16 protein-coding genes are annotated in these 16,226 nt (G+C 27.2%); 15 read left to right on the top strand and 1 reads right to left on the bottom strand.

The features are described 5' to 3' along the window. Window positions 1–3 precede the first annotated feature (3 nt). From BN346_RS18800 to BN346_RS18760, 9 genes are all read left to right on the top strand, one after another. Window positions 4–339, top strand: a complete 336-nt coding sequence (locus tag BN346_RS18800; RefSeq protein ID WP_040330603.1) for a DUF6514 family protein — start codon at window positions 4–6, stop codon at window positions 337–339. A gap of 381 nt (window positions 340–720) precedes the next feature. After that, window positions 721–1,095, top strand: coding sequence for a holo-ACP synthase (gene acpS, locus BN346_RS18795; protein ID WP_040330602.1), 375 nt, complete (start codon window positions 721–723; stop codon window positions 1,093–1,095). Between the two features lies 1 nt (window position 1,096). Further along, entirely contained in the window at window positions 1,097–2,011 is a 915-nt protein-coding gene (locus tag BN346_RS18790) for an NAD(P)H-hydrate dehydratase (RefSeq protein WP_051540520.1), read from the top strand. A 72-nt stretch (window positions 2,012–2,083) separates the two neighbouring features. Further along, on the top strand, window positions 2,084–2,716 hold the full coding sequence (locus BN346_RS18785; RefSeq protein ID WP_040330601.1) for a germination lipoprotein GerS-related protein: 633 nt from the start codon (window positions 2,084–2,086) through the stop codon (window positions 2,714–2,716). 75 nt (window positions 2,717–2,791) lie between these two features. Then, the gene (gene alr, locus BN346_RS18780; protein ID WP_040330600.1) at window positions 2,792–3,955 is read left to right on the top strand and encodes an alanine racemase; all 1,164 of its coding nucleotides are present in this window, start codon (window positions 2,792–2,794) and stop codon (window positions 3,953–3,955) included. A 145-nt stretch (window positions 3,956–4,100) separates the two neighbouring features. Then, a complete protein-coding gene (locus BN346_RS18775) occupies window positions 4,101–4,364 on the top strand; it encodes a hypothetical protein (protein WP_040330598.1) in 264 nt (87 codons plus the stop codon). A 16-nt stretch (window positions 4,365–4,380) separates the two neighbouring features. Next, entirely contained in the window at window positions 4,381–4,746 is a 366-nt protein-coding gene (locus tag BN346_RS18770; protein WP_040330597.1) for a type II toxin-antitoxin system PemK/MazF family toxin, read from the top strand. 161 nt (window positions 4,747–4,907) lie between these two features. Beyond that, the gene (locus tag BN346_RS18765; RefSeq protein ID WP_040330595.1) at window positions 4,908–5,735 is read left to right on the top strand and encodes a transketolase; all 828 of its coding nucleotides are present in this window, start codon (window positions 4,908–4,910) and stop codon (window positions 5,733–5,735) included. Then, window positions 5,732–6,673 carry a transketolase family protein gene (locus tag BN346_RS18760; protein WP_101541726.1) on the top strand — a complete coding sequence of 314 codons (942 nt, stop codon included), beginning with the start codon at window positions 5,732–5,734 and terminating at the stop codon, window positions 6,671–6,673. The genes BN346_RS18765 and BN346_RS18760 overlap by 4 nt, the downstream gene beginning before the upstream one ends. Before the next feature lie 1,252 nt (window positions 6,674–7,925). On the opposite strand, the gene BN346_RS18750 is transcribed toward BN346_RS18760, so the two are convergent. Next, on the bottom strand, window positions 7,926–8,693 hold the full coding sequence (locus BN346_RS18750) for a YdcF family protein (protein ID WP_051540519.1): 768 nt from the start codon (window positions 8,691–8,693) through the stop codon (window positions 7,926–7,928). A 289-nt stretch (window positions 8,694–8,982) separates the two neighbouring features. Between BN346_RS18750 and BN346_RS18745 the strand changes: the two genes are divergently transcribed. From BN346_RS18745 to uvrB, 6 genes are all read left to right on the top strand, one after another. Continuing rightward, the gene (locus BN346_RS18745; protein WP_040330592.1) at window positions 8,983–9,459 is read left to right on the top strand and encodes a hypothetical protein; all 477 of its coding nucleotides are present in this window, start codon (window positions 8,983–8,985) and stop codon (window positions 9,457–9,459) included. 190 nt (window positions 9,460–9,649) lie between these two features. Further along, the gene (ftsE, locus tag BN346_RS18740) at window positions 9,650–10,336 is read left to right on the top strand and encodes a cell division ATP-binding protein FtsE (RefSeq protein WP_040330682.1); all 687 of its coding nucleotides are present in this window, start codon (window positions 9,650–9,652) and stop codon (window positions 10,334–10,336) included. After that, entirely contained in the window at window positions 10,326–11,216 is an 891-nt protein-coding gene (ftsX, locus tag BN346_RS18735) for a permease-like cell division protein FtsX (protein WP_040330591.1), read from the top strand. The genes ftsE and ftsX overlap by 11 nt, the downstream gene beginning before the upstream one ends. A gap of 283 nt (window positions 11,217–11,499) precedes the next feature. Continuing rightward, window positions 11,500–12,768 (top strand): S41 family peptidase, encoded by a 1,269-nt coding sequence (locus BN346_RS18730; RefSeq protein WP_040330590.1) that lies wholly within the window; start codon window positions 11,500–11,502, stop codon window positions 12,766–12,768. A 194-nt stretch (window positions 12,769–12,962) separates the two neighbouring features. Beyond that, window positions 12,963–14,246 (top strand): PDZ domain-containing protein, encoded by a 1,284-nt coding sequence (locus tag BN346_RS18725; protein ID WP_040330589.1) that lies wholly within the window; start codon window positions 12,963–12,965, stop codon window positions 14,244–14,246. Window positions 14,247–14,257: 11 nt separating this feature from the next. Next, complete coding sequence (gene uvrB / locus BN346_RS18720) at window positions 14,258–16,225, top strand: excinuclease ABC subunit UvrB (RefSeq protein WP_040330588.1); 1,968 nt, start codon at window positions 14,258–14,260, stop codon at window positions 16,223–16,225. Window position 16,226 lies beyond the last annotated feature (1 nt).

The raw sequence follows: 16,226 nt of genomic DNA, 5'->3' as shown, positions 1-16,226 counted from the left end.
CTAGTGGTTGTAGTTGAAAGTATAAAAAATATGATGGAGAATGAAAATGTAACTTATGAATATATTTACAAGTTATTAGAAAGCGATTATTCATCTGAGTTAAATCAACGGATAGTTAAATCAAAGGCATATGGAGTAGAAGTAGAAAGAAAAGATATTGTTAATGGACAAGTTATTTCAACATGTAAGGATTTTATAAAGTATATAAGTCCTAAAAAGGAAAGAGTTACAGAGTTAGTTAAGTTTTTGAAAAATAATACAGTATCTCCAATACATTTAGTTGATGTTATAGAAGAATGCATTGAAGGGTATATATCAGATTTTAATGATATAAATTAGAGAATACTCAATAATCAATTATAGTGTAGTTATTTAAAAATGGTTTATAAATTATAAAATATGGACTTTATGTTTCATTAATAAAATAATAATTTTTATAATAAGAGTAAAATAGAGTAGTTCTAATTTTACTCTTATTAATAAGTAAAAATTTTTAAAATTATGAATATATTTTTACTAAAATTTATTTAAAATAATCTGAAATTGCAATATGACTTGTGTAAAACCTATTATAATAATAAATTTTATGATAATATATAAATAAAAAGTTTAAAGTAAAAAATTGATAATAAGGGGTGATTTTAGAAATTTCTTAGTTAAAATAACATAAATAAGTATAGAGAAATTTTTAGTGTGTTATGTGTTAAGTGAGGTGGTTAAGTGATATCTGGTATTGGAGTTGATATAGTAGAGATACATAGAATTGAAAAAGCAGTAAATAGAACTAAGAGTTTTTTAGAAAAAACATTTAGTGAAGAAGAATTAGAATTTTTCAAGAATAAGAAACTTAGAATAGAACAAATAGCAGGAAGGTTTGCCGCCAAAGAAGCTATATCGAAAGCTTTAGGTACTGGATTTAGGGGATTTAGTTTTAGAGATTTAACAATAATAAATGACGAATTAGGAAAACCTATTGTTATTTTGAGTGAAAATGCTAAGAAAATTGTAGGCAAAGATGGAAATTACAAAATTCATATAAGTATATCTCATAGCAATGATAATGCAATAGCATATGCCATTTTGGAGGTGGAATAAAATGAATGGAGGATTTCAAGATTTTAAAAAATCTATAGTATCTAATTTACATAGTATTTGTGTTAAACCTTATAAGTTGAATGACGATTTTATATTATCATGTTTTGAAAAAAGAAAATCAGATGGGTACAAAGGTGATTATGGTAGAGTACTAGTGATAGCAGGATCAAGAGGGTATAGTGGTGCAGCATATTTAGTAACAGAAGCATGTGTTAGAAGTGGTGCAGGATTAGTTACATTATGTACACATAGAGAATTGCAAGGCATCATGAGCATAAAGTTAAATGAGGCTATGACAATAAATTTTGAAGAAACAGATAAAATTAATAATATCGTAACTAAAAGCAATGTTATAGCTATAGGACCTGGAATGGGAAATAGTAAGTTGACTTATAATATATTAAAAGAGATTATAACAAAAAGTGAATGTCCAATTGTAATTGATGCAGATGGAATAAATGTATTACAACAAAATTTAGAATTGTTAGAATCAAAAAACAATCAAATTGTACTGACTCCACATATGGGAGAAATGTCAAGATTAACTGGATTGTCTATAGAAGAAATAAAAAATGATAAAATAAAAGTTGCTAGGGAATTTGCAGAGTTAAATAATGTAATAGTCCTATTAAAAGATCATAATACTATAATTACAGATGGAAAGTCGGTATATATAAATACTACTGGAAACAGTGCTATGGCATCTGGTGGAATGGGTGATACATTAACTGGAATTATAGCATCATTCATAGCTCAAGGATATGATCCGTTAAAAGCTACATTCATGTCAGCTTATATACATGGATTTTGTGGAGATGTTTTATCAAAAGATATGTTTTGTGTTAATGCAACTCATTTAATTGATTTTTTGCCTTATGGTATAAAAATGTTTTTAGAAAAAAATATAAAAAATTAATAAAAAAGTTATAGTAGCAAATTATTCTTAATAGATATAGTAGTGTATTATTGAATTTAGGGGGAGTAATTTGTGAGTAATAAAATAAAAAGGTCAGTAGTAATAGTTATTTGCATAGTTGCATTTTTTTTTACTGTACTAATAACTTGGAGGCATAGCAATAATAAAGATTTGAGCAAAGCTAATGAAACTAAGATTATTGATAGTTTAAAAAATATGAAGGGATATGAAACAGATATAGAACTAGAAGTATTAAATGGAAGACAAAATCTTAAATATTCAGGAAAACAAAAGTATTTAAAAAATATAGGTAAAGAGATAAATCTAGGGGAAAATAGAATATTTACATATGATAAGGATAGTATACATGTCAATGATAAAGCAAATATGAAAAAATACGATTTGCCAGAGAATTTTGATGAAATATTAAATCAATTAGGGGTTGAAAAGTTTTGCGAATTTTTAGATAGTAGCAGTCAAGTCGTAATATCTAATAAGGAATTAGATAATAAGGAATATTTAGCTATTGATTTATTGCTTCCGGGATATAATAAAAACATATACAGAGGAATAATGTATATTGATAGTGAAAGTGGAATACCAAATCAATATCATATATTAGATGAAAAGGGGACAATTAGAATTAGATGTAACTACAAAAAATTTTTAAATAAAGAAAAAATTGAAAATTTTGAAATTAAATAAATATGGTTACATATTGGGTATCAAGTTGTATTATATAACATTATAAATAGTTAATTTTATGGAGAGGTGGAAAAAATGTTTAGACATTTAAGACCAGTGTGGGCAGAAATAGATTTAGATAAATTAGCTCACAATATGAAAGAAATAAGAAGAGCTTCACAAAGTAAGGGAATTATTGCAGTTGTAAAAGCTGATGCTTATGGACATGGAGCAGTAGATGTAGCACCAGTGCTTTTAGAAAATGGAGCAGATAGATTAGCAGTAGCAGTAATTAGTGAAGCAGTAGAATTGAGGAGATCAGGGATAGATGCACCTATAATGATATTAGGTTTTACACCACCAAACTTGATAGATACACTTTTAAAATATAATATTGAGCAAACTGTTATAAATTATGAGTTTGCAAAAGAGTTATCCAATATGGCAAGAAAGAAAAATAAAATAGCTAAGATTCATATAGGGATAGATACAGGCATGGGAAGGATAGGATTCTTACCAAATGAAACTAGTTTAAATGAAATATCAAAAATAAATCAACTACCAAATATAGAAATTGAAGGTTTATTTTCACATTTTTCTTCAGCTGATGAAAGCTGTAAAGAATATACACTTAAACAATTGATGTGTTATGAGGATTTTTATAAAAGGTTAATAGAAAATGATGTGAAAATAAATAATAGACATATAGGAAATAGTGCTGCAATTATAGATTTGCCTAAGACTCATTTCGATTATGTTAGACCTGGAATTATCCAATATGGATATTATCCGTCAAATGAAGTTTTAAAGGGTAAATTGAATTTAAGGCCAGTTATGTCAGTTAAGTCTAATATAGTTCATATAAAGACTTTAAAGGCAGGAGAGCATATAAGTTATGGAAGACGGTTTACTACAGAGAGGGAAAGCATTATAGCTACATTACCAGTAGGATATGCAGATGGATATACAAGATTACTTTTTGGAAAAGGAAAAGTTATTATTAATGGAAAGTTTGCACCGATAGTTGGAACCATATGTATGGACCAATGTATGATAGATATAACTGATATTGAGGGTGTAAAAATTGGAAATGAGGTTATACTATTAGGTGAAGACAACCAAGGTAATAAATTTAATGCTGATGATATAGCAGAAAGCCTAGGAACTATTAACTATGAAGTAATTTGTGCAATTAATAAGAGAGTTCCGAGGGTTTATACAAAAGGTGGAAAAGTAATTAAGGTTAGAAATTATGTGTAACTAATGCATTGTCAGATAAAGTAAAAAACTGTTGTAGAAAGTAGAAAAAACCAATAATTTCTTTGACATCATGACATTAATTCAATTATAATTAAAACGGTACATAAATGGTTGTTATTAGTTATATAGGAGGTAGTGATGTTCCATGTCAGATTCAAAGAAGTTGCATGCAGATATTTCTAAGTCAATGTTAATGAATATAAGTGATACTTTGACTAAAGATTATAGTGAAAGTAAGGAAACTTTGGATAACTCTATAATATTATATATAGAGGAAGAACTTCCAATAGAATTTATAGAAAATATGAAAAATGGATATTTAGAAATGGCGGAATTAAATTTAGAAATATCCGAATTGGGATTAGAACAAGATGTTTGTGATTTCATAAAATATGAATCAAAGCTTTAGGAGTGTGAATTGCCTAATGACAACTGTTGTGAAAAGAGGAGATATATTTTATGCAGATTTAAGTCCAGTTGTGGGATCAGAACAAGGAGGCGTTAGGCCTGTTATAATCATTCAAAATGATATAGGAAATAGATATAGCCCTACAGTTATTGTAGCTGCTATAACGTCTCAAATAAATAAGGCTAAGTTGCCAACACATGTGGAAATATCATCAGAAGAGTATGGACTAAATAAAGATTCAGTAGTTCTTTTAGAACAAATAAGAACTTTAGATAAGAGAAGATTAAAAGAAAAGATAGGTCATATGACAAAAGAAGATATGGAAAAGGTCAATACATCTTTGATGCTTAGCTTAGATTTAAAGCATAAAAAGACAGTTTAATTTAATAAAGAGTTTAATATACACATATAATAAAAGAACCTTAACAGGTTCTTTTATAGTTTTAATATGGATAAGTAAAAAACTTAAGATAAAAATACATTGTTAAAAGATAGAAAATTGTTATAATATTTATAGAAGATAATCTAGGAGGTACTGGTTATATGGAAAAGACACTAGACCAATTACAAGAAATAACTAAAGAAATAAGAAAAGATATTGTTACAATGTTAACAGAATCAGCATCAGGACACCCAGGTGGATCATTATCATCTGTTGAAATTTTAACTACGTTATATTTCAATGAAATGAACGTTGATCCAAGTAAACCAAATGATCCTGATAGAGATAGATTTGTACTTTCAAAGGGTCATGCAGCACCAGTATTGTATGCTACATTAGCTGAAATGGGCTTTTTTGATAAGTCAGAACTTATGAAATTAAGAAAAATAGGTTCTATACTACAAGGACATCCAAATATGAATTATGTGCCAGGTGTTGATATGTCAACAGGTTCATTAGGCCAAGGAATATCAACTGCTGTAGGTATGGCATTAGCAGGAAAATTAGATAATAAAGACTATAGAGTTTATACACTTTTAGGTGATGGAGAACTTGAAGAGGGTCAAGTATGGGAAGCATCAATGTGTGCTGCTCATTACAAATTAGATAATTTAACAGCATTTGTTGATTATAATGGCTTACAAATTGACGGAGATATATCTAAAGTTATGAATCCGAATCCAATAGCAGATAAATTTGTTGCTTTTGGATGGAATGTTATATCATTAGAAGATGGTCACGATTTAGCAGCTATAAAAGAAGCTGTTGAAAAGGCTAAGAATTTTAAAGGTAAACCTACTATGATAGTATGTAAAACTATTAAAGGCAAAGGTGTGTCATTTATGGAGAATCAAGCTGGATGGCATGGATCAGCTCCTAGTAAAGAACAATGCGAAATAGCATTAAAGGAAATAGGAGGGGAAAAATAATGGCAAAAATAGCAACAAGAGAAGCATACGGAAAATCACTTGCAAGAATGGGTCAAGAAAATAAAAATATAGTAGTTTTAGATGCAGATTTATCTAAATCTACAAAAACTGCAGAATTTAAAAAAGTATGTGAAGATAGATTTTTAAATATGGGAATAGCAGAAGGAAATATGATGTCTGTAGCAGCAGGACTTGCAAGTTGTGGAAAAATTCCATTTGTAAGTACATTTGCAATGTTTGCAGCAGGTAGAGGATTTGAACAAATAAGAAACTCTATATGTTATCCTAAATTAAATGTAAAAGTATGTGCAACACACGCTGGATTAACAGTAGGTGAAGATGGTGCATCACACCAAGCAATAGAAGATATATCACTTATGAGAAGTATTCCTAATATGGTAGTTATAAGCCCAAGTGATGCTATAGAAACAGAAGCAGCAATAGAAGCTATAATAAAATATAATGGACCATGTTATGTGAGACTTGGTAGAAGTGGTGTTCCAGAAATAAACACAAATTCAGATTATAAATTTGAAATTGGAAAAGCAGTTAACCTAAGAGAAGGAAAAGATGTTTGTATAATTGCTACAGGAATAATGGTTGATGCAGCTTTAGAAGCAGCAAATACATTAAGTGAAGAAGGAATAAAAGCTACTGTACTTAATATACATACAATAAAACCAATAGATGAAGAAGCTATAGTAAATGCTGCTAGAAAAACAGGATTAATAGTTACAGCAGAAGAACACAATATAATTGGTGGATTAGGATCAGCTGTAGCTGAAACTGTAACAGCAAATTATCCAGTTCCAGTATTAAGAGTTGGTGTAAAAGATACTTTCGGAGAAAGTGGAAAACCAGCAGACTTATTAAAAGCATATGGATTAACATCAGAAGATATAGTTAAAGCTGTTAAAAAAGGTTTAGAAATAAAGTAAATTTAAGTTAATGTAAAAAGTTAAGACTTTATGGTTAGTTACTGCTAATCATAAAGTCTTTTATTATATTAAAATCTATATAGTTTTTATAAAGAAAAATCCAATTAAAAGAATAAATAGTATACCTAAAAAAATCATTACTTTACCTATATAAGTGTCTTCAAATGAATTTTCAGTATAAATATTATTTTCAAAGTCTACTAAAATTTGTTTGTGATTGTTTAGATGTTTACAATTCTTAATTTTTATTATATCAGTATAGGTATGTGTAATGGGATTAATTTCATAAGAGTACAAAGAGATAGAATTAGATATTAAGTTGTTTGTTAGTAAAGTTTTATCAAATATTTTTTTTAGGTTATTAGTATCAATATTATATATAAATAATTTTGTATATTTTTTTCGTGTAAAAAATAAATAAAACAAGAAGAAGATAAGGGCACATAAGCCTACAAAAATTGTATTCTTATTCCAAGGCATTACTAAAAGTATAAAAAACAATACAATTAATTCTGTAGAAGTAATATGAGAAATATAAGTTTTAGTTTTTAGTATATTTACCCCAACAATAATAAAATAAATTGCATAAATTAATGCAATTACAGATAGAAATAATGATTGACCATTCAAAAAAATCACTCCCAACTATATATATAAAATTAATTTATGTAGATTACTTTATTCATAATAGAAATTAAAAAAATAAGTTAATTATATTTTAGTTGAGAATTTATATGAAAATTAAACATTAACAATTAAAGATAAAATATTATAGTAAAGTTATTTTAAGTATCATAAATTATTAGAGCGGAGATTCCGATCTAAAGTATTATATTGTTAGTGATCAAAAAATTTAAGAAAAAATAATTTGCAAAATTTTTAAATGTATAGGAGTTTCAAATTAATAGGTTAACAACTATTTGAAATAGTTTATTTAATTTATAGTATAGATTCTACATATTAAATACTGATTAAAATAATATATATATAATGTGAATAATAGATATGTAACAAAAAATTGAGAGAATATAAAAATAAATATAAGAAAACTATACTATTTCAAAAATATATTATGACTTGAAATATAGGGTTCCAAGTTCATCTTCATAATTATTAGTTCCAAAACTTGGATACCCTTAAGAGTGAGACTAGCTCGGAATCATTTTATAGTAAGTATTTCTTTTGAAAGCAATATATTTACAGCTAAAAAATAGTTTTGAATTCGAGCTTGTTTCCCTATAGTATAGTTTTCTTATTTATCAAATATTATTGATTTAAAAGTAGCAAAAAATTCCCTAGTAAAGAAATTTGGTTCTAATATTAATGGGGTAGGGCTATTATAAAATGTAACATTATTATAGCCATTACGGTTAGCTAAAATACTACTTCTAAAAGCATGAAAGTTACTAGTGATTATTTTAATTTTTATATCACTAAAGTTCATATTAGAATCTTTTTGTATCATATTTCTAGAAAATTTAAAGTTTTCAAAAGTGTTAGTTGATTTATTTTCTAAAATAATTTTATTTGATGAAATACCATTATTAAGTAAATAAATTTTCATAGCTTCAGCTTCTGAAATACCTTCATCAGGACCTTGTCCACCAGAAAGGATAATTTTAGAACTTTCATTAGAAGTTTTAGTTAATTGGATAACGGCATCAAGGCGTCTTTTAAGTGTTAAAGATGGCTTATCATTTTTAAGACCCGCACCTAAAATTACAATGTAATCTGAAGTAGTTGTATCCTTTAAAGTTGAGAAATAAATAATAAATCCTTCTAAAACAATAAAAACTATAAGAAAAATTATTAGAAAAGGTTTAGCAAATTTAATTAGGCTAGAAATAGTATTTATGCTATAAAAGTAAGGTTTAGAATAATGAAAAACTATTAGAAATATTCCTGTGATTAAAAAGAATGAACTAAAGGCTATTTTACCGAGAAAGATAGTTAGTGTTAAAAAGTAAATAACAAAGAGTACTCCTAATATTAAATCAAAATTGTGTTTAATAATAATCAATCCTTTCTAAAAACGTAATATTAGTAATATTTTAACATAAAAATAGGAATAAGAATAAAAATAAAGTTGATTAATTTCAATTTACAGAAAATAATGACATTTGTAAGAATGTATGATAAAATTATTAAAAAATAGTTTGTTCATATATGAAATTTTTATTAATAGTTATAAATATATAGAACTTTTATCATATTTATTTATAATTAAGAAATAATATAATATGTAAATTTAAAAACTTTTAGGAAAGGAGTATTATCTAATTATAAAATAGATAATAAGTGGAAGATATATGAATTATGAAATGAAATCATCTGAAAATAATCAATACATAAGTGGAAGATCTAAAACTAAAATGATAATTGGCGATATACTTCAAAGCTTTAAAATATCATTAATTATATATGCACTTGTAATAGTAGGAGCTTTTATAATTGCCACTATATACACTATTTCAAATAATTATCAATACAAAAGTGATTTTATATGGGGGTATGGAGTACAGTTTTTAAGTTTTTCGTATATATGGGCATTCCAAATATTAAGATATTCTATGTTGATAGGAATGATAGTGTCTTGTGTAGGATTATTTCTTACAGCTGTTGGATTTGCAAAACCAATAGTAATGAGACCATTAGATTCAGAAAAACAATGGAGAATTTATTATGAAAAGTTTAATATAATATTGGCAATAGGAAGTATATGTTTTTTTACATTAATATATTCATTGTCATTAGATGTAATATTAGTAAATCTTCTGAATATGTAGAGCAAATTTTAAAGTTAATGGGTATTTATAGTACAAAATCCATTAACTTTTTTATATTTACCCTATAATTAACGATTTTTTTTATTATTATATAAGAATAAGACAAAAAATTATGCTATAATTAAGAAATGAAAAAGTATAAGTTAGGTTTTATTTTAAAAGGAAAGGAATGGAGTGTGAATATAAGAAAATGATAGAATTTAAGAATGTTACGAAGGTATATAATAACAACGTTTTGGCGTTATCGAATTTAAATATAGAAATAAATAAAGGTGAGTTTGTGTTTTTAGTAGGTCCAAGTGGGGCTGGAAAGTCTACATTTATAAAAATGTTGTTAAAAGAAGTAAATCCAACAGCAGGAAATGTAATTGTAGAGGGGACAGATTTAACAAAATTAACAAATAAAGAGGTTCCTTTTTATAGAAGAAAAATAGGAGTTGTATTTCAAGACTTCAGATTAATACCTACATTGAATGTTTATGAAAATGTAGCATTTGCATTAAGAGTTACAGGTGCGACAGAAAAAGAAATACATAAGAAAGTACCTGTTGTATTATCAATGGTTGGATTATCTAAGAAATATAAATCATTTCCTAATGAGTTATCAGGTGGAGAGCAACAAAGAATATCAATAGCAAGAGCAATTGTAAATAGTCCAAGCCTTTTAATTGCAGATGAGCCAACTGGTAATTTAGATCCAGAAACTTCATTAGAAATAATGGATATTATAAGTGATATTAATAGGGCTGGAACAACTGTAGTTATGGCTACGCATGCCAAAGATATTGTTGACTCTATGAAAAAGAGAGTTATAGCTATAGAAAAAGGAACTGTAGCAAGAGACGAAGAAAGGGGTAAATACGGTTATGAAATTTGATTCAATTAAATATTTTTTCAAAGATGCATTTAAAAGTATAAAAAGAAATAAAACCTTAAGTATTGCCTCAGTAGCAACTGTTGCAGCTACATTCTTTATACTTGGTATAGTAGCATTAACATTGGTAAATGTAAATAAAGCTGTTAATGATGTTGGTTCTAAAGTTGAAGCAAGAATATACTTGAAAGATGATATAACTAGCGAAGAAAAAGCTAAACTTGAAAAAACTCTTAAAGATACAGAAGGAGTTTTAAATGTTAAATTAGAAAGTAAAGAGCAGGCTTTAGAAAATTTAAAAGACCAATTAGGTGACGATACTGGAAGTATTACAGCAGGATTTGACAAGAAAAATCCGTTACCAGTATCATATATTGTTAGAGTTAAAGATCCTAAAGCTATAGATAATGTAGTTGAAGCAATTAAAGATGTAAAGGGAATTGAAAAAATTAAAGATGCTAGAGAGATAATTGATAAGGTTACAAAAATAACAGATGCAGTTACTATGGCTGGTATAGGAGCATCAATTATATTTATACTTGTTTCAGTATTCTTAATAGGAAATACAATAAAAATAACTGTATTTTCTAGAAAAAGAGAAATAGGAATAATGAAATATGTTGGAGCTACTGATTGGTTTATAAGATGGCCGTTTGTAATAGAAGGTATGATTTTGGGAATTCTAGGATCACTTATATCTTTATTATTAGTTTATCTTGGATATATATGGGGACAAAATTGCTTCCAAGAATATCTTATGGGATTTAATTTTGTAAGCAATATGTATATATTAAAAACTTTATCATGGGAATTTATTCTTGGTGGAATGTTTATAGGTTCATTAGGAAGTATAATTTCAATGAGAAAATTCTTAAAAGTTTAATTAAAATAGAAATGATTTTTCACATAGATAGAGGTTGTCCAAAAGACAATCTCTATTTGTTTTTGCAGAAGAGTTTTGTAAAGTATTTTTTATAATGGATAATAAAATCGGTGTATGGATACATATAATAATAAAGAAAATAGAGTTGCTTTCATTATAAAATGATAAATAAAAAAGTAAGATTAAGTTTTTATTTAAATAGTGTTATAATTATTTAAAGTAACTACGGAATTGGATATATTAAGCAATTTTATTAATGTAGGAATTTAAGAGGTGAATAGCAATGAATGATGAAAAAAATGGAAATGACTATTTAAAAAGAGATAGCCTAAAGACAACTGTAAAAAGAAAATCTGTTACATATACAGTACTTCTTTTAATACTTACTAATATTATAACGGCATTTGTAGTAAGTATGATATCAGTAAGACTTCCAAATGGAAAAGTTATAGTTAGTCAAAAGACATTTGAAAATATATTAGCTTTTGAAAAATTATATACTGTCAAAGATAAGATAGATGAATGTTACATGGGAACTGTAAATGAAGAAGATCTTATAACTGGTGCAGCAAAGGGGATGGCAGCTTCATTAAAAGACCCATATACAAGTTATATGGATAAGGCACAATTTACAGAGTTCACAACACAAACAGAAGGAAATTATGTTGGATTAGGAATACAAATAGGAGCTAAAAATGATAAGATAGTTATAGTTTCAACATTTGAAAATTCACCAGCAAAAAAAGCAGGAATTTTAGCTGGTGATGAAATTATATCAGTAAATGATGAGGTTGTTTCAAGTAAAGATATGGATAAAGCAACTTCAATAATGAAAGGTGAAGAAGGCGGAGCAGTAAAGCTTATAGTAAGTAGAGATAATGATGAATTATCATTTGATTTAAAAAGAGAAAAAATTGAAATGGTAACAGTTAAAAATGAAATGATAGAAGACAAAATTGGATATATACAAGTTTCAATGTTTGATGAAAATACTTCTAAACATTTTAAAGAAGCAATAAAGAGTTTAAAAGATTCAGGAATGGAAAGTTTAATAGTTGATTTAAGAGAAAATCCAGGTGGGCTTTTAGATCAAACAGTAGAAATGGCATCGCAATTTGTTCCAAAGGGCGAAAATATAGTTTATACAGAGGATAAAGATGGAAAGAAAAAAGATTATGAATCTGTTGGTGGAGATAGTATAGGCCTTCCAGTAACTATACTTATTGATGGAAATAGTGCAAGTGCGTCTGAAATATTTATGGGATCACTTCAGGACTATGGATATGCAACATTGGTAGGTGAAACTAGCTTTGGTAAGGGAGTAGTTCAAACTACGTTCTATAGACCACAAGATGGATTTGGAGATGGTACTGCATTAAAGATAACAATTTCAAAATATTTTACACCAAATGGGAAAAATATACATGGAGTTGGAATAAGTCCAGATGTGGAAGTTAAATACCCAGATAATTTAAGGGAACAACCATATAGTAGAGAAAAAGATCCACAATTTAAAAAAGCATTAGAAGTTGCAAGAGAAAAAATAAAATAGAATATAAAAAAGATAACTAGTTATTATAAATATATGATAACTAGTTATTTTTAAAATGTAGATAAATAGTTATTAATATTGTTATAATAATAAATATTAATAAATAATTATTTTTAAAGTATCTTGTTTGAAAGATTTGTAATAAAATATTTATAGATTAAAAAAATAAGTAATGGTTAAGGGGGAACTCGGTTTTGGAATTACTAAAAAATACTTTAAGTAAAGTTTCATATGCATTAGTAGATCCAACATATTGCACAATTCTAATTGTGTTGGGATTTATATTTTATGTAAAAAATAAAAAGAGTTCAAGAGTTGAATATATGATAATTGGAGAAAAAAATATATCCGCATTTGAACTTACTATATCGCAAATAGTAATGGGTATATTTGGTGGAATATTAGCAAGTATAATGATAAGTTTTTTAGGAATAACATTTAATGCTACATCAAATATATATATTATATTTTGGATTTCTATAATACTTATGATGTTAAATCCTAGATTTATATGTCTATCGTATTCATCAGCAGTATATGGGATTATTTCTATAGTTGTATCATTTGTTATTAAGGAAGCTAGTGGAGATATAATTAATATATTTGATATAGATATAATGAATTTATTAGCACTTGTAGGTGTTATGCATTTTGTTGAAGGTATATTGGTTATAATTGATGGCAAAAGAGGAGCTATACCTGTATTTGGAAATAGAAATAATCAAATAGTAGGTGGATTTATATTAAAAAGATTTTGGGCAACACCTATAGTTTTACTAATGGTTATAGCAGCATCAAGTGATGTTACTGGAACTATAATTAAAACTCCAGAATGGTGGCCTATACTTAATCATGCTCAAAATAAGACTCTATTTGAAACATTAGCTATATCCGCATTACCTATTTATTCTGTTATAGGTTATAATGCTGCTACATTTACAAAAACAAAAGAAAAGAAAGCATTATCTTCAGGTATATATATATTATTTTATGGATTAATATTGATATTAATATCTCCATTAGCACATTTAGGTGTTATAATGCAGGTAATTTTATTGATTCTTATGCCTACAATGCATGAAGGAATGCTTAATATACAAAGGAAAAAGGAAGTTAATGACGAACCTATATATGTTAGTGATAGTGAAGGTATAATGATACTGGATGTAGCTAAAAATTCATTTGGAGAAAAGATAGGTTTGAAATCTAGAGATATAATACTTATGATAAATGATATAAAAATGTACACAGATGAACACATTTTTAAATTTATGGAAGAAGTTCCAGAAAAGTTGTCTATGGAGATAAAAAGAGGCAAGGATATAATAAGTATAAATGAAGTAGTTAAAGGTAAAATAAGGCCTGGGATAGTTGTAGTTCCAAGGGAATTTCCAAATAAAAGTAAAATAGTAAAAATGAATAAAAACTTTGATGAAGTACTTAATAAGGTTAGAAATAGAGAAAAATCAGATAAGTAGGAGAAGGATAAATGAGTGAGTTTAAAATACATTCTAAGTTTAAACCAATGGGTGATCAGCCAGCGGCAATAGAAAAGTTAGTAGAAGGAATAAAAGATAATAAAAAATTTCAAACCCTTCTTGGAGTTACTGGTTCAGGAAAAACTTTTACAATGGCCAATATAATTGAAAAGGTTCAAAAACCAACTTTAGTATTAGCTCATAATAAAACCTTAGCAGCACAACTTTGTTCAGAATTTAAAGAGTTTTTTCCAGAAAATGCAGTAGAATATTTTGTGTCATACTATGATTATTATCAACCAGAAGCATATGTAGCACAAACAGATACTTACATAGAAAAAGACGCAAGTATAAATGATGAAATAGATAAGCTACGACACTCAGCTACAGCTTCGTTGCTTGAAAGAAAAGATGTAATTGTTGTAGCATCAGTGTCTTGTATTTACGGTCTTGGTAATCCAGAAGAGTATAAAAAACTAACAGTTTCTATAAGAGAAGGCGCTGAGAGAGAACGAAATGATATAATAAGACAACTTGTAGACATACAATATGAAAGAAATGATATAAATTTTGTAAGAGGAACATTTAGAGTAAGAGGAGATGTACTAGACATATTTCCAGCATCATCAACTAATAGAGGTATAAGAGTAGAGTTTTTTGGTGATGAAATAGATAAAATTAGAGAATTTGATGTATTAACTGGTGAAATCACTTCTGGTATGAAGCATATTTCCATATTTCCAGCATCTCACTTTGCCACATCAAAGGAAAAGTTAGAAATAGCTATAGATCAGATTGAGCAGGAATTAGAAGAAAGATTAGAAGAATTGAAAGCTGAAGATAAATTATTAGAGGCTCAAAGATTAAAACAGAGAACAAACTTTGATATTGAAATGATAAGAGAGGTTGGATATTGCACTGGAATTGAAAATTATTCACGAATTTTAGATGGAAGACCTAAAGGAACACCACCACAAACGTTGATGAATTATTTTCCAGATGATTTTTTATTGTTTATAGATGAAAGTCATGTTACAATGCCTCAAATCAGAGCAATGTATGGTGGGGATAAATCAAGGAAAACATCCCTTGTAGAATATGGATTTAGACTACCATCAGCATATGATAATAGACCATTGAAATTTGAAGAATTTGAAGATAATTTAAATCAAGTTGTATTTGTAAGTGCTACACCATCAACTTATGAAAATGAACACTCTGAAAATGTAGCAGAACAAATAATAAGACCAACAGGGTTATTAGATCCACAAATTATAGTAAAGCCAATTAAAGGACAAATAGATGATTTATACAGTGAAATTAATAATACAATAGAAAATGGATTTAGAGTATTAGTTACAACATTAACAAAAAGAATGGCTGAAGATTTAACTAAGTATTTAAAGGATTTAGGGGTAAAAACTACATATCTACACTCCGATATAGATACTATTGAAAGAATGAAGATTATAAGGGACTTAAGAAAAGGTGTTTTTGATGTACTTATAGGAATAAATTTATTAAGAGAAGGTTTGGATATACCAGAAGTAGCATTAGTTACAATATTAGATGCAGATAAAGAAGGATTTTTAAGGTCTGAAACATCATTAATTCAAACTATTGGAAGAGCAGCAAGAAATTCAGAGAGTAAAGTTATTATGTATGCAGATAATATTACAAGGTCTATGGATAAAGCTATTAGTGAAACTAATAGAAGAAGAAAAATTCAAATGGAATATAATGAAGAACATAATATAATACCAACTACAGTAATGAAGGATATAAGAGAAGTAATAGAGATATCAACTGTAGCTGAGGAAACAACAGGTTATGGAATAGAAGAAGAAAAGGATGAAATTGATATTGCCGAGTATATTAAGAAATTAGAAGATGAAATGAAATTAGCAGCTAAAGATTTACAGTTTGAAAAAGCGGCTAGATTAAGAGATGAAATTGTAAGATTAAAAAAGGAGATATAGA

It is taken from the genome of Clostridium ihumii AP5 (assembly GCF_000612845.1).
GTDB classification, from domain to species: Bacteria; Bacillota; Clostridia; order Clostridiales; family Clostridiaceae; genus Clostridium_J; species Clostridium_J ihumii.
The sequence above is the reverse complement of the archived record's forward strand: the minus strand, read 5'-3'. Positions and strand labels throughout refer to the sequence as shown.